This is a genomic window from Cellulomonas aerilata, assembly GCF_007991755.1.
Taxonomy (GTDB): Bacteria; Actinomycetota; Actinomycetes; order Actinomycetales; family Cellulomonadaceae; genus Pengzhenrongella; species Pengzhenrongella aerilata.
Genome location: NZ_BJYY01000022.1, coordinates 123,534 through 146,942 on the forward strand (window position 1 = coordinate 123,534; position 23,409 = coordinate 146,942).

Sequence of the window (23,409 nt, forward strand, 5' to 3'; positions counted from 1 at the left end):
GTGACGAGGGTCGTGGCCGGGACGGCCGGTGGGCGCACCCTGCGCGTGCCGCCCAGGGGGACCCGCCCCACCAGCGACCGGGTCCGCGAGGCCCTGTTCTCCCGCCTGGAGCACCTCGGCGCCGTCGACGGCGCGCGGGTGCTGGACCTGTACGCCGGTTCCGGTGCGCTGGGCATCGAGGCCGCCAGCCGCGGCGCCACCGCGGTGACGCTCGTCGACTCCGCGCGTGCCGCGACCGACGTGTGCCGCCGCAACGTCGCCGACCTGGGACTGAGCGGCATCGACGTGGTCACCCAGCGCGCCGAGCGGTACGTGCGGTCCGCGCCGCCCGCGCCGTGGGACCTCGTCCTCGTCGACCCGCCCTACGACCTCACCGACGACGACCTCGCCGCCGTGCTCTCGCCGCTCGCGGCAGCCCTCGCCGGCCACGCCGTGGTCGTCGTCGAGCGCTCCTCGCGCAGCCCGGAGCCGGCGTGGCCCGCGGGGCTGGAGCGCACCGACCGGCGCGCCTACGGCGAGACCGTCGTGTGGTTCGCGTCGCCCGTCGGCCTCGACCAGCAGCGCTGACATACCCTCGTCCCCGTGACCATCGCCGTCTGCCCCGGGTCGTTCGACCCTCTCACCCTCGGGCACCTGGACGTGGTCCGGCGGGCGCGCGCCCTGTTCGACGAGGTCGTCGTCGGCGTCGCCCGGAACTCGTCGAAGACCGCGCTGCTCAGCCTCGAGCGGCGGGTCGAGCTCGCCCGCGCCGCGGTCGCGGGCACCGACGGCGTCCGGGTCGAGCCCGTCCACGGACTGCTCAGCGAGTTCTGCCGAGAGGTCGGCGCCGTGGCGGTCGTCAAGGGCCTGCGCGGCGGGGCCGACGTCGACCACGAGGTGCCGATGGCGCTGATGAACCGGCACCTGACCGGCGTCGAGACCGTGTTCGTGCTCGGGGACCCGCGGCTGGCGCACGTCGCGTCGTCGCTGGTCAAGGACGTGGCCCGGCACGGTGGGCGGGTCGGCGACCTGGTACCGGCCGGGGTGGAGGACGCCGTACGTGACGCGCTGGGCGTGGGCCCGGCCCAGGGAGGAGAGGCGCGATGAGCGTGAGCGACCACGGACCGGACCGGACGCAGCCGGAGGGCCTGACCGGCATCCTGGACGCCCTCGCGGACGCGATCGGCCAGGCCCGCTCCATGCCGATGTCCTCGTCGGTGCTCGTCAACCGGGCCGAGCTGCTCGACCTCGTCGACCAGGCCCGCGACGTCCTGCCCACCCAGCTGACCCGCGCCGACGAGGTGCTCGCGGCCGCGGACGCCGCCCGCGTGGCCGCGCAGGCGGAGGCCGACGCGATCATCGCCGGCGCCCGCGCTCGCGCCGCCGAGCTGGTCGAGGAGCACGAGCTGACCCGCGCCGCCCAGGCACGCGCCGAGCAGATCGTCGCCGACGCGCAGGACGTCGCCGACGGCCTGCGCCGGGACGCGGACGACTACTGCGACCGGCGCCTGGCGGACTTCGAGATCGACCTGACCCGGCTCATGACCCAGGTGCAGGCCGGACGGGCGAAGCTCGCCACGCGGCTGGGGACCGACGACGACGAGGACTGACGCCCGGGCCTGGCGCCGCTCCGGCGACACCCGCGCAGCGGTGTGACGTGCGCCCGGGCGTTTGGGCGGCGCCGCGGCCATGACGTAGCATCGTCCGTTGGTCCCGCCGGTCTGGCGGATCCCCCACCCGATCAGACTGGAATCCTTCCGTGGACACGCCCCACCGGCTCGACCCGCGCTCCGCGCTCGTGCTGGACACGCACGAGCTCGGTCGGCGTCCGGGATCGATGCGGCGTGTGCAGCGCACGGTGGCGGCGCCCGAGCACCTCGGCACCGAGGTGATCGGCATCCCCACCGGCACCGACCTGGAGCTGGACCTCCGGCTCGAGGCCGTCATGGAGGGCGTGCTCGTCACCGGCCACGTCCGCGGGCGTGCGGTCGGGGAGTGCGTGCGGTGCCTGGAGGAGGTCGTCGAGGACCTCGACGTCCCCTTCCAGGAGCTGTACGCGTATGCCGAGCGGGTGAAGGCTGCCGGCGAGGCCGGGCTCGACGAGGACGAGGACGAGGTCCGCGAGCTGGACGGCGACCTCATCGACATCGAGCCCGCGCTCCGCGACACCGTGGTGCCGGCGCTGCCGTTCCAGCCGCTCGACACGCCGGACTGCCCGGGGCTCTGCTCCGAGTGCGGGTTCCGGCTGGCGGACGACCCAGACCATTCGCATGAGATCCTTGACCCGCGCTGGGCCGAGCTGAACCGGCTCCAGGGCATGTTCGACGAGACGAAAGAGAGCTAGCCGTGGCTGTTCCGAAGCGCAAGATGTCGCGCAGCAACACCCGTGCGCGACGGTCGCAGTGGAAGACCACTGCCACGACGCTCACCACCTGCCCGCAGTGCAAGAGCAACGTGATGCCGCACACCGCGTGCCCGAACTGCGGTGCCTACAAGGGCCGCACGTACGCCGAGGCCGTGCGCACCGAGCACGCGAGCTGACCATCGCGATCGCTGACGTGCGGAACGCCGCGACGTCGGCCGACCGGCTCACCGAGAAGCTCGGGGTCCACCTGGACCCCGAGCTTCTCGTGCTCGCGCTGACCCACCGGTCCTTCGCGCACGAGGCCGGCGGCATCCCGACGAACGAGCGCCTGGAGTTCCTCGGCGACTCCGTGCTCGGGCTGGTCGTCACCGAGGCGCTGTACCGCCGCCACCCGTCGCTGAGCGAGGGCGAGCTGGCCAAGATGCGCGCCGCGACCGTGTCGCAGCGCGCCCTGGCCGCGACCGCGCGGGAGCTCGGGCTCGGTGGCTACGTGCTGCTGGGCAAGGGCGAGCTCGCCAGCGGGGGCGCCGACAAGGACTCGATCCTGTCCGACACGCTCGAGGCCCTCTTCGGTGCCGTGTACCTGTCCCACGGCCTGGAGGACGCCCGCGCGCTGGTGGAGCGGCTCGTCGGTCCGACGCTGGCCGCGGCCGCCGACCTCGGCGCGGGGCTGGACTGGAAGACGTCCCTGCAGGAGGTCGCCGCGGCCCAGGGTCTCGGCGCCCCGGAGTACGCCGTCGAGGGCGCCGGCCCCGACCACGCGCGCACGTTCACCGCCCGCGTGCTGCTCGACGACGTGGTGCGGGGCGAGGGCGTCGGCCCGTCCAAGAAGGTGGCCGAGCAGCTCGCTGCGGCCGCCGCGTACCGCGTGCTGCAGCCGGCCTCCACCGCCTGAGCCGGTGCCCGAGCTGCCCGAGGTCGAGACCGTCCGCGACGGTCTGGCCCGCCACGTCCTGGGCCGGACCGTCACCGACGTCCAGGTGCTGCGCGACTACAGCGTGCGCCGGACGCCCGGCGGTCCGGACCGCTTCGTCGCCGACCTCACCGGGCGGCGCCTGGACGCGGCCGTGCGCCGCGGCAAGTACCTGTGGCTCCTCCTCGACCCCGTCGCCGGCGGTGAGCCCGACGTCGCGCTGACCGCGCACCTGGGCATGAGCGGGCAGCTGCTGGTCCGCACCGCGCAGGAGACACCCGTCCTGTCGCCGCACCTGCGGGTGCGCCTGAGCCTGGACGACGGCGCCCACCTCGACTTCGTCGACCAGCGCACCTTCGGCCACCTCGCGATGGCCGACCTCGTCCTCACGCCCGACGGGCAGCCGGGCGGGCAGGGCTCGCCGGCCCCGATGGTCCCCGGCCCGAGCGCGCACATCGCCCGGGACCTGCTCGACCCCGCGCTGGACGCCGACGCCGTCGTCGCCGCGGTGCGCCGTCGCCGCACGGGCGTCAAGCGGGCGCTCCTCGACCAGACCCTGGTGTCCGGCGTCGGCAACATCTACGCCGACGAGGCCCTGTGGCGCGCCCGCCTGCACTACGCGCGCCCGACCGACACGCTGCGCAGGGCGGAGGTGGAGCGTGTCCTGGCCGGTGCGGCCGAGGTGATGGAGGAGGCTCTGGTCGCCGGCGGGACGAGCTTCGACGCCCTGTACGTCAACGTGAACGGCGCCTCGGGGTACTTCGACCGCTCGCTCGCGGTCTACGGCCAGGCCGGACGGCCGTGCCCGCGGTGCGGTACGGCGGTCCGGCGGGACGACTTCATGAACCGGTCCGCGTTCACCTGCCCGGTGTGCCAGCGCCGACCCCGCAACGGGCGCTGGTAGGCGGGCGGCGGCCCCCGGCCGAGCGTGTCGTGGGTCACCCCGCCGATGGCCCTGTGCGATACTGGGCGCGGTCCGGGAGTCCACAGCTCCCGCAGGACCACGACCGTGCTCGCCGCATCCGCGGCCGCCGCGCGCCGCCGCCCTCCGGGGTGATCGGCTGGCGCCGGCGTCGCCGCGCTTGTGGCGCCGCGACCGACGACTTCCGTCGCCGTGCTCACCGCACGAGCGACGACCGACCGCCCGAAGGCGACGTGACCTGTGGCACGACGCCGACGGGCACACAGGAGTACCCCACGTGACGTCCGAGAACACACCCACCGACGCAGCGCCCACCGCAGCAGTCCCCACCGCCGACGCCCCGCCGGCCGTCGACGCCGTCGCGTCGAAGCCCGCCCGCCGACGCGCGACCCGCAGGACCGCCGCCCCGGCGCCCGTCGAGACCCCGGCCGGTGCCGAGAGCGCACCGGCTGCCGTCGAGGCCCCGCCCGTCGACACCACGCCTGCCGACACCACGCCTGCCGCCACCACGCCTGCCGCCACCACGGCCGCGTCCGAGGACGTCGCCCCGGCGCCCGAGCCCTCCGTGGCCCCGCCGGCACGAGCCACCCGCAGCCGCCGCGCGACGTCCGCCGGGCGGTCCACGGGCACTCCGCCCGCTGCCGCCACGGAGCCGTCGGCCACCACCGCGCCCGCCGCCGTGGCCGAGCCCGCCGCAGCGGCCGAGCCCGCCCCGGCCGCCGAGCCTGCCGCAGCAACCGAGCCGGCGACCGAGCCCAAGGCGCCCGCCAAGCGCACCCGCCGCGCGACCTCCAAGGCCGCCGCCCCGACCGAGCAGCCCGCGGCCGACGCCGTCCCGGCCGCACCCGTCGCCGCGGAGCCCGGGACCACCGGCGTCCCCGATGCGGCGGCCACCGAGTCCACCAGCGAGTCCGTCACCGAGGCGACCGCCACCGGTGCCCGCCTCGACGTGCTCGCCGAGCTCGCCCCCGTCGCACGCGCCGCGTCGACCCGTCGGCGCTCGCGCCGCACCGCCGAGCCGGCCGCCCCGTCCGGCGACGAGCCGGAGACGACAGCCCTCACCGAGCCCGTCGCGTCCGAGGTGACCGCCCCCGCGGTGACCTCGGCGGTGACCGTCGATGGCCCCGAGACGTCCACCGACGAGGACGCCGAGGAGACGACCGAGGTGACCGGTGGCGTGACCGCCGACGCCTCCGCCGCCCCGCAGGAGCCGACCCCCGCCCCGCGGCTCGCGTCGTCCGCGGTGCTGTTCCAGCCGCCGAAGCCGGTCACCACCCGTGCCGGGCGCCGCCGGGTGGTCGCCCAGGCCGGACCCCCGCAGTTCATCGTCCCCGAGACGATCACCCCCGACGCCCCGCGCGGCGGGGAGGCCTCGGCCGCGCCGCAGGTCACCGTCACCACGAGCGAGGGGCCGTCGGCCCCGATCGCCGCGCCCGTCAGCGCCCCGGCCGCACCGGTCGGCACGGTCGCCGACGAGCCCGCCGCCGGTGAGCCGCGTCGTCGCAGCCGGCGCGCCTCACGGCCGACCGCCGCTCCGGCGCCCGTCGTCCCGGCGCCCGCCGCCGAGGTCACCACGCCGGTCCGCGACGAGCCGACCGCGACCGACACGGACACCGAGGACCAGGCCGTCGACGCGCCGCGCACTGGACGTCGCGGCTCGCGGCGGCGCGGGTCCTCCCGTGCCCTGGACGCCGTCCAGGAGCTCCTCGGAGAGACGCCGACGCGCGACGCCGTCGACGAGGGCGGCGCCGACCTCGAGGCGGACGAGGACGCCATCGAGGACCGTGAGGCGCTGCTCACGGTCGACGGGTCCGCCGTCGACACCGCGGTCGAGCCCGACGAGGACGAGGACGACGACGAGACCACCGACGGCGGGCCGCGGCGACGTCGTCGTCGTGGGGGTCGTGGACGTCGCAGCCGTGCCGGTGGCGACGCGGACGCCTCGCGCACCCCGCTCGCGGACGACGCGGACGAGGACGACGACGAGGACGCCGCCGGCGCCGAGACCGAGGGCGACGAGGAGCCGACCGAAGGTGACGAGGGGACCGGCTCCAGCCGCCGCCGTCGCCGTCGCCGCCGCAGCGGGCGTGGCACCGAGGGCGTCGAGGCCGAGGCCGTCGCACCCGTCGCTGCCCGCGTCCGGGCGCCGCGGGCGCCGTCGGACGAGGTCACCGCGCTGCGCGGGTCGACCCGCCTGGAGGCCAAGCGCCAGCGCCGGCGCGAGGGCCGTGACGCCGGCCGCCGCCGCCAGATCATCACCGAGTCGGAGTTCCTGGCCCGCCGCGAGTCGGTCGACCGGACGATGGTGGTGCGCGAGCTCGACGGTCGCACGCAGATCGCCGTGCTCGAGGACGGCGTCCTGGTGGAGCACTACGTCTCCCGCCAGGCGCAGCTGTCCATGGCCGGCAACGTCTACCTCGGCCGCGTCCAGAACGTGCTGCCGAGCATGGAGGCGGCGTTCGTCGACGTCGGCAAGGGGCGCAACGCCGTGCTGTACGCCGGCGAGGTCAACTGGGACGCGGCCGGGCTCGAGGGCCAGCCGCGACGCATCGAGCAGGCGCTGAAGTCCGGCGACTCCGTGCTCGTGCAGGTCACCAAGGACCCGATCGGGCACAAGGGCGCGCGCCTGACCAGCCAGATCACTCTCGCCGGCCGGTACCTGGTGTACGTGCCCGGCGGCGGCATGACCGGCATCTCCCGCAAGCTCCCCGACAACGAGCGCGCACGCCTGAAGAAGCTGCTGCGCGAGATCGTGCCCGACACCGCCGGCGTCATCGTGCGGACCGCCGCGGAGGGCGCGAGCGAGGACGAGCTGCGCGCCGACATCCAGCGCCTGCAGGACCAGTGGACCGCGATCGAGAAGAAGGCGAAGACCGCGTCGGCGCCCGCCCTGCTGCAGGGCGAGCCGGACATGGCGATCCGGGTCGTGCGCGACATCTTCAACGACGACTTCGGGTCCCTGGTCGTCCAGGGCGACGAGGCGTGGGAGACGATCTCGGGCTACATCGGCGCGCTCGCGCCGGACCTCGCCCAGAAGGTCTCGCGCTGGACCGCCGAGGGTGACGTCTTCTCCGCCCACCGCGTCGACGAGCAGCTCGCCAAGGGCATGGACCGCAAGGTGTGGCTGCCGTCGGGTGGGTCGCTGGTCATCGACCGCACGGAGGCGATGACCGTCGTCGACGTCAACACCGGCAAGTTCACCGGCTCCGGCGGCACGCTGGAGGAGACGGTCACGCGCAACAACCTCGAGGCGGCGGAGGAGATCGTCCGGCAGCTCAGGCTGCGGGACATCGGCGGCATCATCGTCATCGACTTCATCGACATGGTGCTCGAGACGAACCGCGACCTCGTGCTGCGGCGGCTGGTCGAGTGCCTGGGTCGCGACCGCACCAAGCACCAGGTCGCCGAGGTGACGTCCCTGGGTCTCGTGCAGATGACCCGCAAGCGTGTGGGCCAGGGGCTCGTCGAGGCGTTCAGCGAGACCTGCGAGCACTGCAACGGCCGCGGGTTCATCGTGCACACCGACCCCGTCGAGGGATCGAACGGCGCCCCGGCACCCGCCCCGCAGGGGGCCTCGCAGCAGTCGGTGACGACCGGTGACGACAGCAAGCGGGCCTCGTCCCGCCGCAAGCGCGGGACGGGCAAGGAGCAGGGCTCGGCGACGACGACGGCCGTCCCGGCGCTGCCGGTGCTGCCGGAGGCGCGCGAGGCGGTCAAGGCGACGCTGGCGACCATCGCGGCCGCCGCGGCGCACGCCCACGAGCACAACGGGCACGGTCACGCGACGGCGGCTCCCGACGTCGCCGTCCCGGCCACCCCCGCGTCCGGGCCGACGACCCCGGTCGACGGCGGCTCCGGCCTCCAGGGCGGGATCGGCTCCAGCGACGTCGTCGCGGCGGTGAGCGAGGCGCTGGACGCGCTGCGTGAGGCGCACCCCGCCGCGTCGCCGGCGTCGGTGGCCGAGCCCGGTGTCGTAGCGCCTGGCCTCGGCGAGCCGGACCTCGGCGAGCCCGGCCTCACCGAGCCGGACCTGGCGCAGTCGCTGGCCACGGCGGCACACCCCGACGTCGCCCCGGCGGACCTGGAGCCGACCGTCGAGGAGGTCCTGGCCGTCGAGGACGTCGCCGACGAGGTGGTCGCCGACGCCGCGGGCGACCCGCTCGCGGGCCTGCCGGCCGACGAGCTGGGCGCCCAGCCCACCGAGACGCTGGTCCTGGTCCCGGTGGCCGCCGACGTCTTCGACCTCTCCGACGACGAGTCCGACGACGTCGAGGCCGACGACGTCGAGCCGGACGACGCCGGGTCCGTGGACGTGCTGCCGGACGCCGGGCAGCCGCCGGTGGCCGGCGAGCCCGTGGGCGACGAGCCCCTGCAGCCCGAGGAGGAGCAGGTCTCGCCGCCCGACCTGGGCGAGCCGGTCGCGCCCGACCTGGGCGACGTCGTCGAGCCTGACGAGCCCGCGGACGACTGACCTGCGCGACGTCGGCCGACCGCTCGCCGCCCCGTGTCCGGGGGCGGCGAGCGGCGGTCGTCACAGCCCCGGTCATTTGACCCTCGTGGGTGGGTTCCGTACCCTAGAACGTCGGCGCGCATCGCGCGCTGATCCCACGTGCCTGCACCGCCTCGCGGCGAGTCGCCCCGCACGTGACGCAGACGAAGCAGTGACCCGAGCAGAGATGAGCAGCAACGTGGTGTACGCGATTGTGAAGGCTGGCGGCCGCCAGGAGAAGGTCGCCGTCGGCGATGTCGTCGTCGTCGACCGGCTGGCCGAGCAGGCCGGTGCCACGGTGCAGCTCCCTGCGATCCTGCTCGTCGACGGCGAGACGGTGACCACGGACGCCGAGGCGCTCGCGAAGATCACTGTCACGGCGGAGGTCGTCCGGGACGAGAAGGGCCCGAAGATCGCCATCCTGAAGTACAAGAACAAGACCGGCTACAGGGTCCGCAAGGGCCACCGCCAGCAGCTCACCCGCCTGCGGGTCACCGGCATCTCCTGACCTTCCGCGGCCGGTCGACCGACCGGGCACGGGCTCCTGTTCCTCCACGCAGCACGAAAGCAGGTTCGACATGGCACACAAGAAGGGCGCGAGCTCCTCTCGCAACGGCCGCGACTCCAACGCGCAGCGACTGGGCGTGAAGCGCTTCGGTGGCCAGGTCGTCAGCGCCGGCGAGATCATCGTCCGCCAGCGCGGCACCCACTTCCACCCCGGCAACAACGTCGGCCGGGGCGGCGACGACACGCTGTTCGCCCTCACGCCGGGTGCCGTCCAGTTCGGCACGCGCCGTGGCCGCAAGGTGATCGACATCGTCCAGGCGTAGTCGCGACGCACAGCAGTGAGAACGAGGGGCGCACCGGTGTCGGTGCGCCCCTCGTCCTTTTCCGGTGGTCCAGCAGTGTCCCGGCGTGCCCGCCCCACGAGTGGCGGCACCGGCCGGGACCAGCAGTCTTGAGAGGAATGGTGAACCGTGGCGACATTCGTCGACCGGGTGGTGCTGCACGCCACCGGAGGTGACGGCGGGCACGGGTGCGCCTCGATCCGCCGGGAGAAGTTCAAGCCGCTCGCCGGCCCCGACGGCGGCAACGGCGGCAACGGGGGCAGCGTCGTCCTCGAGGTCGACCCCCAGGTCACCACACTGCTGCAGTTCCACCACTCGCCGCACCGGCACGCCCCCTCGGGCACGCAGGGGATGGGTGACTACCGGCAGGGCTCCACGGGCGAGGACCTCGTCCTGCCCGTGCCCGACGGCACGGTCGTGAAGTCGCCGTCCGGCCACGTGCTCGCCGACCTCGTGGGCGCCGGGTCGCGCTACGTCGTCGCCTCCGGCGGGCACGGCGGGCTGGGCAACCACTCGCTCGCCTCCCCGCGCCGCAAGGCGCCGGGCTTCGCGCTGCTCGGGGAGCCGGGGGACACGCAGGACGTCGTCCTGGAGCTCAAGACGATCGCCGACGTCGCGCTCATCGGGTATCCGAGCGCCGGCAAGTCGAGCCTGGTCGCGGCCATGTCCGCGGCCAGGCCCAAGATCGCCGACTACCCGTTCACCACCCTGGTGCCCAACCTCGGCGTCGTGCAGGCCGGTTCCTCCCGGTTCACCGTCGCCGACGTCCCGGGACTGATCCCCGGGGCGAGCGAGGGCAAGGGCCTCGGCCTGGAGTTCCTGCGCCACATCGAGCGGTGCTCCGTCCTGGTGCACGTGCTGGACTGCGCGACCCTGGAGCCGGGCCGCGACCCGCTCAGCGACCTCGACGTGATCGAGCACGAGCTGGCCGAGTACGGCGGCGACGTGGGCATCGAGGGCGGCCGGGTGCCGCTCACCGAGCGCCTGCGCATGGTCGTGCTCAACAAGATCGACGTCCCCGAGGCCCGGGAGCTGGCCGACCTCGTCAAGCCCGACCTCGAGGCGCGGGGCCTGCGCGTCTTCGAGATCTCCGCGGTCAGCCACGAGGGGCTGCGTCCCCTGACCTTCGCCCTCGCCGAGCTGGTCGAGCAGTCGCGGCGCGAGGCGCCCGAGCCCGAGCGCACGCGCGTCGTCCTGCGGCCCAGGGCCGTCGACGACGCCGGGTTCACGGTGACCCGTCGCGAGGAGAGCGGGCACGTGTTCTTCCAGGTCCGCGGCTCCAAGCCCGAGCGCTGGGTGCGCCAGACCCAGTTCTCCAACGACGAGGCGGTCGGGTACCTCGCCGACCGGCTCGCCCGGATCGGCGTCGAGGACGCGCTGTTCAAGGCCGGGGCGGTCGCGGGCGCCGAGGTCGTCATCGGCGACGGGGACGACGCCGTCGTCTTCGACTGGGAGCCGACCCTGCTGACCGGCTCGGAGCTGCTCGGCGGGCCGCGCGGCACCGACCTGCGCCTCGAGGACAGCTCGAGGCCCACCCGCTCGGACAAGCGTCGCGAGTACAAGGACCGGATGGACGCCAAGTCCGAGGCCCGGGCCGAGCTGTGGACGGAGCGCGAGGCGGGCATCTGGACCGACGACGACGCCCGCACCACCGCCCCGGAGGACTCTGGGCGCTGAGCCGGCCCCGCCGTCCCGTCCGGCGGGGACGGCCGGGCCCGTCCGTGCCGTCGGATCGCTGGACCGGCGTCCAGCGGGCGGAACCTCACGCCCCTGCACCTGGCCGGACGGAAGGATGCGCCCTCGTGAGCGCCGCACCGCACGTCACCGACCGCCCCGGGCTGGCGGCGGCGCGCCGCGTCGTCGTCAAGGTCGGGTCGTCGTCCCTGACCGGGGCGGACGGGCGCCTCGACCCGGCCGCGCTGGGCTCCCTCGTCGACGTGCTCGCGGCGCGGGTCGCCGACGGCGGCCAGGTCGTGCTGGTGTCGTCCGGGGCGATCGCGGCGGCGCTCGGGCCGCTGGGCCTGAGCGCCCGGCCACGGGACCTCGCCACCGCCCAGGCTGCCGCCTCGGTCGGGCAGGGGCTGCTGGTCGCCCGGTACACCGAGGCGTTCGGCGCCCACGGGCTGCGGGTGGGCCAGGTCCTGCTCACCGCGGAGGACACCATCCGCCGCGGTCACTACCGCAACGCCCAGCGCGCCCTGACCCGGCTGCTGTCGCTGGGCGTCGTGCCGGTGATCAACGAGAACGACACGGTCGCCACGGACGAGATCCGGTTCGGCGACAACGACCGGCTCGCCGCACTCGTGGCGCACCTCGTCCACGCCGACGCCATGGTGCTGCTCACCGACGTCGACGCGCTCTACGACGGCCCCCCGTCGCGCCCGGGCGCCCGGCGGATCTCCGTGGTCGACGGACCCGCCGACCTCGCCGGGATCGAGGTCACCTCGCGGGGCAGCGCCGTCGGCACCGGCGGCATGGTCACCAAGCTCGACTCCGTGGCGATCGCCACGGCGTCGGGCATCCCGGTCGTGCTCACGTCGGCAGCGCAGGCCGCCGCCGCCCTCGCCGGCGAGGAGGTCGGCACGTGGTTCAGCGCGACCGGGCGCCGGCGGTCCACGCGCCTGCTGTGGCTCGCGTACGCCGCACGCACCCACGGGCGCCTCGTGCTCGACGACGGCGCCGTGCGGGCGGTGCGGGGCGGGCTCGCCTCGCTGCTCCCGGCCGGTGTGGTGCGCGTGGAGGGGGAGTTCGAGGCGGGCGACCCGGTCGACCTCGTCGGGCTGGACGGCCGGACCGTGGCGCGCGGGCTCGTGCAGTACGCGTCCGGCGAGCTCCCCGCCCTGCTGGGCCGCTCCACGTCCGCCCTGCGGGCGGAGCTCGGACCCGGGTACGACCGGGAGATCGTGCACCGCGACGACCTCGTGCTGGTCCGGCTCGCCCGGCGCTGACCGCGGGCCGACGGGCGCCGGCTCGCGACCGCGGGGCGCGTGCCGGGGCCGGCGGTCGTGCCGCACCGCGGCACTACCCTGGGACCATGACCACGCTGACCGACGCGACGACGGCGAGCGCGCCGACCGACTCGCCCACCGACCCCGTGCGTGACGCCGTCCTGGACGTCGCGCGCCGGGCGAAGGTCGCCTCCCGCGCGCTGGCCATGGCCACCCGCGCCCAGAAGGACTCCGCCCTCCTGGCGCTCGCCGACGCCCTCGTCGCGGCCACCGACGAGATCGTGGCCGCCAACGAGGTCGACGTGCGCCGCGGTCGCGAGAACGGCACGTCCGTCGGGCTGCTCGACCGGTTGACGCTCACCCCCGACCGCGTCGAGGCCATCGCCGCGGCGCTCCGCGAGCTCGCCGCCCTGCCGGACCCCGTCGGTGAGGTCGTGCGCGGCTCGACGCTGCCGAACGGCCTGCGGCTGCGACAGGTCCGGGTCCCCATGGGCGTGGTCGGGATGATCTACGAGGCCCGGCCGAACGTCACCGTCGACGCCGCCGGGCTCGCCCTCAAGAGCGGGAACGCGGTGATCCTGCGCGGCGGCTCGGCCGCGGCGACGTCGAACGAGGTCATCGTCGGCGTGCTGTCCCGCGCCCTGGTCGCGCAGGGACTGCCGGCCGACGCGGTCCAGTCCATCGACGCGTACGGGCGTGAGGGCGCCGTCGCGCTCATGCACGCTCGCGGCCTGGTGGACCTGCTCGTCCCGCGCGGCGGGGCCGACCTCATCCAGACCGTCGTGCGGGAGTCGACCGTCCCGGTCGTCGAGACCGGCGTCGGCAACTGCCACGTGTACGTGGACGCCTCCGCCGACCCTGCGATGGCGCTGCCCATCCTGCTCAACTCCAAGACGCAGCGGACCGGCGTGTGCAACGCCGCCGAGACGCTGCTCGTGCACGCCGACGCGGCGCCGGCGTTCCTGCCCCTGGCGCTCGCCGCCCTGGCCGAGGCGGGCGTCGTCGTGCACGGTGACGCCCGCACCGCCGCCCTCGCGCCGGCGGGGGTGGCGGTCGTCCCGGCCACGGACGACGACTGGGCGCGGGAGTACCTGGCGCTGGAGATCGCCGTCGGGGTCGTGGACGACCTCGACGGGGCCCTGGAGCACATCCGCACGTGGACGTCGGGGCACACCGAGGCGATCGTCACGCGCGACCTGACGTCATCGGAGCGCTTCGTCGCCGAGCTCGACTCGGCGGCCATCATGGTCAACGCCTCGACCCGGTTCACCGACGGCGGCCAGTTCGGCCTCGGGGCGGAGATCGGCATCTCGACCCAGAAGCTCCACGCTCGCGGGCCGATGGGGCTGGGGGAGCTCACGACGACCAAGTGGATCGTCCAGGGGGACGGGCAGATCCGCTCCTGACCGCCTCGTGCACCTCGCCACACCGCGCTGAGCGGCGGGCCGGGGAGGTGCCGCCGTGCGACACTTGGCGCTGCGCGCGCGGGTAGCCGCAGCCGCGAGAACACCACCTGGAGGACGACGTGAACGCTGCCCAGATCCTGGCCGAGGAGGCGACGGAGGTCGTGAACCAGCTGCCGGTGGACCCGGTCGTCATCGGGGTCGGCGGCTTCGGCGGGCTCGTGGTGCTCCTGCTCATCGCCTACGCGTTCCGCAGCGTCGGGCAGCGCCACTGACCGTCGGCGGCCGCGGCCCCGCAGCGATGGCACAGCGACGCCCCCGGATCGGCGTGATGGGTGGCACGTTCGACCCGATCCACCACGGGCACCTGGTCGCCGCGAGCGAGGTCGCGGCACGGTACGAGCTGGACGAGGTCGTCTTCGTGCCGACGGGCCAGCCGACCTTCAAGCTCGACCAGCGCGTGACGCACGCGGAGCACCGGTACCTCATGACGGTGATCGCCACCGCGTCGAACCCGCGGTTCACGGTGAGCCGGGTGGACGTGGACCGCGCCGGCGTGACCTACACGGTGGACACCCTGCGCGACCTGACGACGGCGCGGCCGGACGTCGACCTCTACTTCATCACGGGTGCCGACGCCATCGAGCAGATCCTGCGCTGGAAGGACGCCGAGGAGGTGTTCCGGATGGCGCAGTTCGTCGCGGTGACCCGACCGGAGCACCACCTGTCCATCGCCGGTCTGCCCGAGGACCGGGTCAGCGAGCTGCAGGTGCCCGCGCTGGCCATCTCGTCCACCGACATCCGCATCCGCGCCGCGGCCGGGCACCCGGTCTGGTACCTCGTGCCGGACGGCGTGGTCCAGTACATCGCCAAGCACGGTCTGTATCGAGAGCAGGACGATGAGTAACGAACCGGGGGAGCGGCGCCGTCGGCGCGAGGCCGAGCGTGCCCGCGAGCTCGCGGCCGAGCAGGCGGCGGGCGGACCCGAGCAGGCGGCCGACGCCGAGCGTCCGGCCGGCGTCGAGCGGCCGGGTCCGGACGGGTCGACCCACGCGCCGGCCCGACCGGGACCCCGCACGCCGCCGACCCCGGACGGGACGTCGACGCCGTCGGTCACCTCCGCCGTCCCGGTTGTCGCGCCGGCCGGGTCGCGCCCGCTGTCCCGCCGCGAGCTGCGCGAGCTGGAGCGCCGGCGTGCGGCCGAGGCGGGCGAGGAGCTCGCCGTCGACCTGCCGCCGGGGGCCGACCGGTCCGGTCACGGACCGCGGGGTCGCCGGTCGGCCGGGGACGAGCACGACGCTCACGACGAGCACGACGAGCCGCGGGCGCCCCTGGCCGCCCGCCCGGGACTGCTCCCGGCCCAGCGCACCGGCCCGCCCGGGAGCACACCGCCGCGCCCCGCGGGCGCCGAGGAGACGCTGTCGGGTCCGCATCCCGGTTCCGCACGCCCGGGTCCCGGGCGCCCGGGTCCGGCACGCCCCGGGCCCGTCTCGTCCGGGCCGGTGTCGTCCGCCGCGCTGCCGTCGGTGCCGGTCCTGCCCGGTCGTCCCTCGACGTCCGGGACGGACCCCCGTCCCGGCGCGGGCACGCCGGCGACCGGACCCGACGGGAGGCCCACCGGTACCGGCGCGGGCCCGGCGGGCACCGGTCCGAGGGGCACCACGACACCGCGCCCCGGCGCAGGTGCGGGCGGCGTCGGCGCGACGGCACCCACCCGGCCCCCGACCGGTCCCGGGGCGGACCCGGACGCCGCGACGTCGTCCCTCCGCCCCGGCACGGGGATCCTGTCGCCCACGGGCGCCGGGGCGTCGCCGTCCACGGGCGAGGTCGCCGGCCCCGGACCTCGCCCGGACGACCTGGACCGGCGCGACCTCCTGGACGACGACGCCCTGCACGACGACGACACGCACGACGACGCCCCGCACGAGCACCACCGCTACACCACGGTCCACCTGCTGGTGCTCCTGCTGGTGGCGTTCGTCCTGGGCTTCCTGATCTGGTCCCTCATCACCCGCGGGGCGGACGACGGCGCCGCCGCGCTCGCCCCCACCCTGCCCGCCCTGCTGTCGTCGGTCCTGCCGGCGGACCCCCGAGGAGTGCTGTGACTGCCACCGACCGTGCCGTGGAGCTCGCGATCACCGCGGCCCGCGCCGCTTCCGACCTCAAGGCCGACGAGATCATCGCCCTGGACGTGAGCGAGCAGCTCGTCCTCACCGACGTCTTCCTCATCGCGTCCGGGACGAACGAGCGCCAGGTGTCCGCGATCGTGGACGCCGTCGAGGAGGCCCTGCACCGGGAGGGCGTCAAGGCGCTCCGACGCGAGGGCAAGTCCGAGGGCCGCTGGGTGCTCCTCGACTTCGGCGACATCGTCGTGCACGTGCAGCACGCCGAGGACCGCGTGTACTACGCCCTCGAGCGGCTGTGGAAGGACTGCCCGCTCGTCGACCTGCCCGCCGACGCCCGCGGCGGCGCCGGCGAGGCCGGGCGTCCGGAGTGAGCGCCGGCACCGTCGTCCTGTGGCGGCACGGCCGCACCGCGTACAACGCCGCGATGCGGCTGCAGGGCCAGGTCGACATCCCGCTCGACGAGGTGGGTCACCGGCAGGCGGCCACCGCCGCTGCGGCGCTGTCCGCGACGGTCGGCGTCGACGGCATCGTGGTCTCCGACCTCGGGCGCGCGCGGGAGACCGCCGCGCATCTCGCGTCCCGCACCGGCCGCGAGGCCGTCGTGGACCACCGGCTCCGTGAGCGGGCCTTCGGCGAGTGGGAGGGGCTCACCGGCGAGGAGATCTCCGCCGACTGGGCCGAGCAGTTCGACGTGTGGCGGTCCGGCGGGGACCCGCAGGGCGTCGGCGCGGAGACCCGCGCGCAGGTGTCCGAGCGGATGGTCGCGGCGATCGAGGAGCACGCCGCCGCGCTGGAGCCCACGCAGACGCTGGTGGCCGTCTCGCACGGCGCCGCGATCACGCTCGCGCTGACCGGGATGCTCGGCCTCGGCCTGCAGTGGCGCGGGATCGCGGGTCTGACCAACGCGCACTGGGCGGAGCTGCGTCGCAACCCGCCGGGCGTCGAGCCGGGGTGGCGGCTGTTCGGCCACGACCTGGGTCCGTCGACGTCGATCGCCGACTGGAACGCGGGCACGGCGCTCGGTGCGATCGCCGCCCCGGACCGCGGGGCCGGCCGTGAGGTGCCGGCCTGAGGTCGTGCCGGAGGGTGCGTGAGACGCCCCACACCGTGGCGATTGGCCTTGGACCTGCGACGTGACGTAGAGTTCACGTCGCTCGCAAGGGCAGCGGGGCTGTGGCGCAGCTGGTAGCGCACCTGCATGGCATGCAGGGGGTCAGGGGTTCGAATCCCCTCAGCTCCACTCACGACGACAGGCCCCTTCCCGGATCCCGGGAGGGGGCCTTCGTCATGCCATGGCGACAGCCGACATCGGAGGGGGCGCCCTGCCAAGGGGCTGCGCCCTCTGCTGCTCCCGGGCGGGGCCCCAGGGGAGCCGCCCCCTGGGTCGCGGGCACGGTGCCCCAGCGCCCGCGTTCCTCGGTGGCATCCGGCGAACGGGTCGGCAGAGCCGCGTCCCACCGACGCGCCGGACCTCCTGCGGCCGCCGCGCCTGGTCCGGCAAGCGCTGGCCACGCACAGATAGAGCAAAACACTTGACGGGAGCGCGTTAGGAAGGGCAACTTACAAACGTGGCGACGAAGCGCGCTCTGCGGCCGACGAGCAAGGTCCTGCCGGAGGACGGGCGCGCGCACAACCGGGCCATGCTGCTCCAGCACCTGTTCCACACGGGGCCGGCGTCCCGCGCCGAGCTGGCACGGGTGACCGGGCTCACCCGGGTGACCGTGTCGGACCTCGCCGCCTCCCTCATCGCCGACGGTCTGGTGGCCGAGCTCGGGCCCCGCGCCGAGGGTCGCGTCGGGAAGCCGGGAACCCGGCTGAGGCTGCGTACGGACGCCTTCCAGATCGTCGCGATCGACCTGACGGCCGACACCCGGCTGCACGGGGCGGTCCTGGACCTGAGCGGGGACCGGAAGGCACGCAAGGACGTCGCGGTCGAGGGCCTGGACGGTGACGAGGCGCTGGCTGCCGTCCTGGAGTTCGCGCGTGAGCTGGTCGCGCTGGCCGACCGCCCGCTGCTCGGCGTCGGCATCGGCTCGCCCGGTGTCGTCGACGCGCACGGCACGGTGATCCAGGCGCCCAACCGCGGCTGGTACGGCGTCGGCCTCGCGGAGACGCTGTCCCGGGCGCTGTCGCTGCCGGTGCACGTCGCCAACGACGCCAACGCGGCGGTCCTGGGGGAGTTCACCTTCGGGGCGGCGTCCGCGTCGGGTGTCCTGGTGGTCACGGTCGGGCAGGGCGTCGGCGCGGGCATCGTGGTCGACGGCGCGCTGGTGCGCGGCCACGGCGATGCCGCGGGGGAGCTGGGGCACGTCACCGTGGTCGACGAGCGCGACGACGTCGACCACGCCCCGCTGGGCCGGGCGCAGCAGTGCGCGTGCGGTCGTCGCGGGTGCCTGGAGACGGTCCTCTCGGTGCCCGCGCTGCGGCACCGGATCGCCGGACTGGACGCTGCCGAGCGCGACGTCGCGCTGGCTGCGGTGGGCCGGCGTCTCGGGGTCGCGCTCGCACCGGTGGTCAGTGCGCTGAACCTCTCCGAGGTGATCCTCAGCGGACCCCCGGAGCTGCTCGGCGGGCCGTTGCGGGACGCGGCGCTGCGGACGATCCGGGAGCGCACGATCCCCGTCATCGGCACCGGTCTCGACCTGCGGATGACCCGGCTGGAGGAGGACGGGACCCTGCTGGGCGCCGCCGTCCTCGTGCTGTCCGCAGAACTCGGTTTCGGCTGACCCCCTCGGGGCTCTCCGACCGGCACATCGGTAGGTCCACCGCGGCGTCGAGGGCGCTGCCGCACCACGGAAGAGAGAGAACACCCATGAGACTGGCACGCACGACGGCCGTACTGGCGCTCGGGACACTGACCTTGACCGCGTGCAGCGGCGGCAGCCCTGCCGAGTCGCAGGAGGGCACCTCCCAGGCCGGCTCCGACACCGAGATCCGGCTGTGGCTCAACGGCGGGGACACGCCCGACGAGCTGCGGGAGTACCTCGTCGACACCTTCGCGGCGGAGACCGGCGCGACGCTCGCCATCGAGGAGCAGGACTGGAACGGCCTGGTGCCGCGACTGCAGACGGCCCTGACCTCGGCGGAGCAGACGCCGGACGTCGTGGAGATCGGCAACACGCAGGCGCCCACCTTCACCCACGCCGGCGCGTTCGCCGACCTCACCGACCTGTACGACGAGCTCGGCGGCGACGACCTGCTGCCGGGCTTCGTCGAGGCGGGGACGGTGGACGACGCGGTGTACGCCCTGCCGTACTACTCGGGCGCCCGGGCCGTGTTCTACAACAAGGACCTGTTCGCCGCGGCCGGCGTGGAGGTGCCCACGACCCTGGACGAGTTCACCGCGGCCGCCGTCGCCCTCCAGCAGGCGAACCCCCGCGGGGCGGCGAACTTCTCCGGCTTCTGGTTCCCGGGCCAGGACTGGTACAACGCGCTGCCCTGGATCTACGAGAACGGCGGCGAGCTCGCGGTCCAGGAGGGCGACGAATGGGTCGGGGGACTGTCGAGCCCCGAGTCGCAGAAGGCGCTGACGGAGATCCAGCGCCTGTTCACCACCGGGACGAACGCCCCGCGGGACGCCGACTCCAACGAGCCGTGGATCCCGTTCAACAACGGCGAGACCGCGATGTTCTCCGCGCCGACGTGGGCACGGTGGAGCATCGACCTCCCCGAGTGCAACAAGGGCGTGGACCCCGAGGACACGTCCGAGGAGGCCGTCGCGCTGCGGGCCGAGCAGCAGGCGTGCAACGAGGAGAAGACCGGCATCTTCCCGCTGCCGGGTCGGTCCGAGGGAGAGCCGGCCACCGTCTTCGCCGGCGGCTCGAACATCGCCATCCCGTCGATGTCCGGCAACCAGGAGCTCGCGCAGGAGCTGCTGCGGATCATCTTCAGCGACGAGTACCAGACCATGCTGGGCGAGAACGGCCTCATCCCGGGCAACACCCGGCTCGCCGACACCCTGGGGGACGACGTGTACGCCGTCGCCGCCCGGGACGCGGCCCTGGACGCCCGTCTCACCCCGCCGGCCGAGAAGTGGGCCGACGTGGAGGGCGAGCGCATCCTGGAGGACTTCTTCCAGCAGATCGCGAGCGGCGCCGACGTGGAGCAGGCGGCCGCCGCGGCCGACCAGCTCATCGCCGACACGCTCAACTAACAGCACCGGACGCCGACAGCGGGTCCCGTCGCCCTCCGACGGTCACCACCCGCCCGCTGTCGGCGTCCGACTACGTCGGGAGAGTCCATGTCCGGCCCGTACGACGGCCGCCCGGTCACCGCGGCGACGCCGTCGATGACCGTGGCGCCTGCCCCCGCCCTGCCACCCGGGCAGTCGCCACCACGTGGGCGTCCACCGCTGCGCCGCCTCGGCGGCTACGCGCTGATCGTGCCGGCGGCGATCCCCATCCTCGTCGGCCTCGGCTACCCGCTGGCTCGCCAGTTCGTCCTGTCGTTCCAGGAGTACGGGCTCGCCCAGCAGTTCGGGCGCCCCGCCGAGTGGGTCGGCCTGGACAACTACGTCGCGCTGCTCTCCGACGGGTACGTCTGGGCCGTCATCGTCCGGTCGGTGGCGTTCTGCCTTGCCAACGCGGCGATCACTATGGCGGTCGGGATGGCCCTGGCCGTGCTGATGGCGCGTGTCGGGCGGCCCGCGCGCCTGGTGCTGCAGGTGTCGATGCTCCTGGCGTGGGGGACCCCGGTGCTGGCCACGATGACGGTCTGGCAGTGGCTCTTCGACTCCCAGTACGGCGTCGTCAACTGGATCCTGGCCGAGCCCCTGGGCATGGCGGGGATGCGGTACCACGCGTGGCTCGTCGAACCGCTGTCCTTCTACGCCGTGGCCACCGTCATCGTGGTGTGGATGAGCGTGCCGTTCGTCGTCTTCACGGTCTACGCCGGCCTGCTCCAGGTGCCCACGGAGACGCTGGAGGCCGCCCAGCTGGACGGGGCCAGCTCCTGGGACCGGTTCTGGTTGATCACCATCCCGATGGTCAAGCCCGTCCTCCTGGTCGTGGCCCTGCTGCAGATCATCTGGGACCTGCGGGTCTTCACCCAGATCTACGTCCTGCAACGGGCCGGTGCTCCGACGCGTGACACGCACCTGCTGGGCACGTACATCTACTCGCTGGCGAAGGAGTTCTCCATGGCCGGCGCCATGGCGACGATCATGCTCGTCCTGACACTGGCGCTGACCGGCTTCTATATCCGGCACATGCTGCGCGAGGAGGAGCTGTGACCGCGTCGACCGCCCCCGCACGGGGCACCTCGCCGCTGGGGGCCGGGCCGCGTCCTGCCGCGCCGCTCTCGCGCGGTCGGAGGACCGCTCGTTCCGGTGGCCGACCGCTCGCCACCCGTCTGCTGGGCGTCGTGGCCGTCGCGGTGGCCCTCGTCTGGGTCTTCCCGATCTACTGGATGATCAGCAGCTCGTTCCTGCCGACGAACCGGTTGCGCACCCCCACACCGACGTTCGTCCCGCTCGACGGCACGCTGGCCAACTTCCGCACCGTCCTGGGCGACCCGGGCTTCGCCGAGTCCTTCCGGACCTCGCTCGTCGTCACCGGGATCACGCTCGCCGCGGCCATCCTCTTCGCGTTCCTGGCCGCACTGGCGGTCAGCCGGTTCAGGTTCCGCGGCCGCCGGAGCTTCGTCGTGGCGATCCTGGTGGTGCAGATGATCCCGGCCGAGGGCCTGTTCATCTCGCAGTACCAGATGCTCGACGGCTGGGGCCTGGTCAACCACGTCCTCGGCCTCAGCCTCGTCTACGTCGCCGCGATCGTGCCGTTCACCATCTGGATGCTGCGTGGCTTCGTCACCGGCGTCCCGATCGAGCTCGAGGAAGCGGGCATGGTGGACGGGCTCTCGCGCACCGGCGCGTTCTTCCGCATCACGTTCCCGCTCCTCGCGCCCGGTCTGGTCGCCTCCGGGGTCTACGGATTCCTGCAGGCGTGGAACGAGTACACACTGGCCCTCGTCGTGATGACCGATCCCGACGAGCGCACGCTCCCGCTGTGGCTGCAGGGGCTGGTGGAGGCGAACCGCGCCACGGAATGGGGAGTCGTCATGGCCGGGGCCACGATGATCGCGGTCCCCGTCATCGTGTTCTTCCTCGTCGTCCAGAACCGCATGACCGGCGGTCTCGTCGCCGGGGCGGTGAAGGGATGACCGCACCGGCGGGCCCAGGGGGGACAGGCTGGTCGGTCGGGCTCGACATCGGTGGGACGAAGATCAGCGCGGTGCTGGTGGACGAGACGTCGACCGTCCGGTCGGCTCTGCGGATGCCGACGCGTCATGGCGTCTCCGGCGTGGTCGGCTCCGCTGCCGAGGCCACCCACCGGCTGTGCGCGCAGGCCGACGTGACGCCGGGGGAGCTCGCCGCGGTCGGCGTCGGCGTGCCGGGGATGGTCGACACCGCGGCGGGGACGGTGACCCATGCGGTCAACCTCGGCGTCCACGGGGACCCCCTCCCGCTCGGGCGGCTGCTCGGTGAGGAGCTGCGCCGCAGCCCGGTCCGGGTGGAGAACGACCTCAACGTCGCGGCCCTGGGCGCGTCCGAGCTGCTCCACCTCGACGGCGACCTGGCCTTCCTCGCGCTGGGGACCGGGGTCGGTGCCGGGCTCGTCCTCGACGGGCAGCTGCGCCGGGGGCACCGGGGAGGCGCGGGGGAGATCGGCCACCTGCCGTTCCGGGCCGACGGCCCGACGTGCCTCTGCGGACAACGAGGCTGTCTGGAGCTCTACGCGTCCGGGTCCGCCATCGCTGCGGCGTGGCCCAGCAGGACCGGACGGCCGGCACCCGCCGAGGTCTTCGAGGCAGCCGCGTCGGGTGACGCCGACGCCCTGCGGATCCGTGACGACGTCGCCGACGCCGTGGCCGCAGCGGTACGGATGCTCGTGCTCATGTGCGACGTGCGCCATGTCGTCCTCGGGGGCGGCGTCGCGCAGCTGGGCATGCCGCTGCTCGAGGCCGTCACGGAGTCACTGCGGGTGCACGCCGCCGGCTCGCCGTTCCTGGAGTCGATGCACATCGCCGACCGGCTCGTGCTCAGTCCACGAGGCGGTGAGGTCGCCCCGCTCGGGGCAGCGCTGGCGGCACGGCCGGCAGGGGCCCGCCGGCCGGCGCCGGCGCCGGCGCGGTGACACGAGCCCTCGCCGGCAGCGCCTCGTCACGGCCGCCCGACGAGCGATCCGCCCGTTCCGCGCCCGGCACAGGCGCTGCGTGCGAGGCCGGTGACGGGCGTCACGGTCCTCCGGGTTGACCGGACACCGCGCAGGGCGGGTAACGTTGTCCCTCGCCGCCCTGGTCGGGAGGAACGGACGCCAGCTCCTTGGAGCGGCGGCTGGTCCCGGGGGCCGGCGCAACCCTCTGTGTGACACCACCCGCTCGTTCTTCGCAGCGCGCGGGACGAGGGGTGCGCATCGGGGT

The 23,409-nt window shown here is 74.6% G+C and carries 23 protein-coding genes and 1 tRNA gene; all 24 read left to right on the top strand.

All coding sequences use genetic code 11. From position 1 onward, the window contains the following. A complete protein-coding gene (gene rsmD, locus CAE01nite_RS17495) occupies positions 1-567 on the top strand; it encodes a 16S rRNA (guanine(966)-N(2))-methyltransferase RsmD (protein WP_146906812.1) in 567 nt (188 codons plus the stop codon). 15 nt (positions 568-582) lie between these two features. After that, positions 583-1,086, top strand: a complete 504-nt coding sequence (gene coaD, locus CAE01nite_RS17500) for a pantetheine-phosphate adenylyltransferase (RefSeq protein ID WP_146906813.1) — start codon at positions 583-585, stop codon at positions 1,084-1,086. Next, positions 1,083-1,589: a hypothetical protein gene (locus CAE01nite_RS17505; RefSeq protein ID WP_146906814.1), complete on the top strand. Its 507-nt coding sequence runs from the start codon at positions 1,083-1,085 to the stop codon at positions 1,587-1,589. Before coaD ends, CAE01nite_RS17505 begins: the two co-directional genes overlap by 4 nt. A 188-nt stretch (positions 1,590-1,777) precedes the next feature. Beyond that, the gene (locus tag CAE01nite_RS17510; RefSeq protein ID WP_371862920.1) at positions 1,778-2,323 is read left to right on the top strand and encodes a YceD family protein; all 546 of its coding nucleotides are present in this window, start codon (positions 1,778-1,780) and stop codon (positions 2,321-2,323) included. Between the two features lie 2 nt (positions 2,324-2,325). After that, positions 2,326-2,520, top strand: a complete 195-nt coding sequence (rpmF, locus tag CAE01nite_RS17515) for a 50S ribosomal protein L32 (protein ID WP_146906815.1) — start codon at positions 2,326-2,328, stop codon at positions 2,518-2,520. Between the two features lie 17 nt (positions 2,521-2,537). After that, positions 2,538-3,239 carry a ribonuclease III gene (gene rnc, locus CAE01nite_RS17520; RefSeq protein WP_222595979.1) on the top strand — a complete coding sequence of 234 codons (702 nt, stop codon included), beginning with the start codon at positions 2,538-2,540 and terminating at the stop codon, positions 3,237-3,239. A gap of 4 nt (positions 3,240-3,243) precedes the next feature. Further along, positions 3,244-4,161 (top strand): bifunctional DNA-formamidopyrimidine glycosylase/DNA-(apurinic or apyrimidinic site) lyase, encoded by a 918-nt coding sequence (gene mutM, locus CAE01nite_RS17525; RefSeq protein ID WP_146906816.1) that lies wholly within the window; start codon positions 3,244-3,246, stop codon positions 4,159-4,161. 295 nt (positions 4,162-4,456) lie between these two features. Beyond that, positions 4,457-8,650, top strand: a complete 4,194-nt coding sequence (locus CAE01nite_RS17530) for a ribonuclease E/G (protein ID WP_146906817.1) — start codon at positions 4,457-4,459, stop codon at positions 8,648-8,650. 217 nt (positions 8,651-8,867) lie between these two features. Then, on the top strand, positions 8,868-9,176 hold the full coding sequence (gene rplU / locus CAE01nite_RS17535; protein WP_222595981.1) for a 50S ribosomal protein L21: 309 nt from the start codon (positions 8,868-8,870) through the stop codon (positions 9,174-9,176). 70 nt (positions 9,177-9,246) lie between these two features. Continuing rightward, the gene (gene rpmA, locus CAE01nite_RS17540; protein ID WP_146906819.1) at positions 9,247-9,498 is read left to right on the top strand and encodes a 50S ribosomal protein L27; all 252 of its coding nucleotides are present in this window, start codon (positions 9,247-9,249) and stop codon (positions 9,496-9,498) included. Between the two features lie 147 nt (positions 9,499-9,645). Beyond that, a complete protein-coding gene (gene obgE / locus CAE01nite_RS17545) occupies positions 9,646-11,193 on the top strand; it encodes a GTPase ObgE (protein ID WP_146906820.1) in 1,548 nt (515 codons plus the stop codon). Between the two features lie 125 nt (positions 11,194-11,318). Further along, positions 11,319-12,464: a glutamate 5-kinase gene (gene proB, locus CAE01nite_RS17550; protein WP_146906821.1), complete on the top strand. Its 1,146-nt coding sequence runs from the start codon at positions 11,319-11,321 to the stop codon at positions 12,462-12,464. A gap of 86 nt (positions 12,465-12,550) precedes the next feature. After that, positions 12,551-13,870 carry a glutamate-5-semialdehyde dehydrogenase gene (locus CAE01nite_RS17555; protein WP_146906822.1) on the top strand — a complete coding sequence of 440 codons (1,320 nt, stop codon included), beginning with the start codon at positions 12,551-12,553 and terminating at the stop codon, positions 13,868-13,870. A gap of 119 nt (positions 13,871-13,989) precedes the next feature. Continuing rightward, positions 13,990-14,142 (top strand): hypothetical protein, encoded by a 153-nt coding sequence (locus CAE01nite_RS18275; protein ID WP_186816644.1) that lies wholly within the window; start codon positions 13,990-13,992, stop codon positions 14,140-14,142. A gap of 26 nt (positions 14,143-14,168) precedes the next feature. Beyond that, entirely contained in the window at positions 14,169-14,774 is a 606-nt protein-coding gene (nadD, locus tag CAE01nite_RS17560; RefSeq protein WP_146906823.1) for a nicotinate-nucleotide adenylyltransferase, read from the top strand. Beyond that, entirely contained in the window at positions 14,767-15,972 is a 1,206-nt protein-coding gene (locus tag CAE01nite_RS17565; RefSeq protein WP_146906824.1) for a hypothetical protein, read from the top strand. Before nadD ends, CAE01nite_RS17565 begins: the two co-directional genes overlap by 8 nt. After that, the gene (rsfS, locus tag CAE01nite_RS17570) at positions 15,969-16,364 is read left to right on the top strand and encodes a ribosome silencing factor (protein WP_146906825.1); all 396 of its coding nucleotides are present in this window, start codon (positions 15,969-15,971) and stop codon (positions 16,362-16,364) included. Before CAE01nite_RS17565 ends, rsfS begins: the two co-directional genes overlap by 4 nt. Continuing rightward, on the top strand, positions 16,361-17,065 hold the full coding sequence (locus tag CAE01nite_RS17575; RefSeq protein WP_146906826.1) for a histidine phosphatase family protein: 705 nt from the start codon (positions 16,361-16,363) through the stop codon (positions 17,063-17,065). The genes rsfS and CAE01nite_RS17575 overlap by 4 nt, the downstream gene beginning before the upstream one ends. 95 nt (positions 17,066-17,160) lie before the next feature. After that, a tRNA-Ala gene (locus CAE01nite_RS17580) sits at positions 17,161-17,233 on the top strand. A 328-nt stretch (positions 17,234-17,561) separates the two neighbouring features. Beyond that, positions 17,562-18,719: an ROK family transcriptional regulator gene (locus tag CAE01nite_RS17585; RefSeq protein WP_246131314.1), complete on the top strand. Its 1,158-nt coding sequence runs from the start codon at positions 17,562-17,564 to the stop codon at positions 18,717-18,719. 86 nt (positions 18,720-18,805) lie between these two features. Continuing rightward, a complete protein-coding gene (locus tag CAE01nite_RS17590; RefSeq protein ID WP_146906827.1) occupies positions 18,806-20,146 on the top strand; it encodes an extracellular solute-binding protein in 1,341 nt (446 codons plus the stop codon). Between the two features lie 87 nt (positions 20,147-20,233). Further along, on the top strand, positions 20,234-21,223 hold the full coding sequence (locus tag CAE01nite_RS17595) for a carbohydrate ABC transporter permease (protein ID WP_246131315.1): 990 nt from the start codon (positions 20,234-20,236) through the stop codon (positions 21,221-21,223). Then, positions 21,220-22,149, top strand: a complete 930-nt coding sequence (locus tag CAE01nite_RS17600; protein WP_371862919.1) for a carbohydrate ABC transporter permease — start codon at positions 21,220-21,222, stop codon at positions 22,147-22,149. Before CAE01nite_RS17595 ends, CAE01nite_RS17600 begins: the two co-directional genes overlap by 4 nt. Next, positions 22,146-23,123, top strand: coding sequence for an ROK family protein (locus tag CAE01nite_RS17605; RefSeq protein ID WP_146906828.1), 978 nt, complete (start codon positions 22,146-22,148; stop codon positions 23,121-23,123). Before CAE01nite_RS17600 ends, CAE01nite_RS17605 begins: the two co-directional genes overlap by 4 nt. Positions 23,124-23,409: the final 286 nt, after the last annotated feature.

Bases quoted from the DNA above. Each gene is read 5' to 3' on its own strand.
- CAE01nite_RS17505 (WP_146906814.1), top strand. From the start codon at position 1,083: ATGAGCGTGAGCGACCACGGACCGGACCGGACGCAGCCGGAGGGCCTG.
- rpmA (WP_146906819.1), top strand. From the start codon at position 9,247: ATGGCACACAAGAAGGGCGCGAGCTCCTCTCGCAACGGCCGCGACTCC.
- CAE01nite_RS17555 (WP_146906822.1), top strand. From the start codon at position 12,551: ATGACCACGCTGACCGACGCGACGACGGCGAGCGCGCCGACCGACTCG.
- nadD (WP_146906823.1), top strand. From the start codon at position 14,169: ATGGCACAGCGACGCCCCCGGATCGGCGTGATGGGTGGCACGTTCGAC.
- CAE01nite_RS17565 (WP_146906824.1), top strand. From the start codon at position 14,767: ATGAGTAACGAACCGGGGGAGCGGCGCCGTCGGCGCGAGGCCGAGCGT.
- CAE01nite_RS17590 (WP_146906827.1), top strand. From the start codon at position 18,806: ATGAGACTGGCACGCACGACGGCCGTACTGGCGCTCGGGACACTGACC.
- CAE01nite_RS17595 (WP_246131315.1), top strand. From the start codon at position 20,234: ATGTCCGGCCCGTACGACGGCCGCCCGGTCACCGCGGCGACGCCGTCG.
- CAE01nite_RS17605 (WP_146906828.1), top strand. From the start codon at position 22,146: ATGACCGCACCGGCGGGCCCAGGGGGGACAGGCTGGTCGGTCGGGCTC.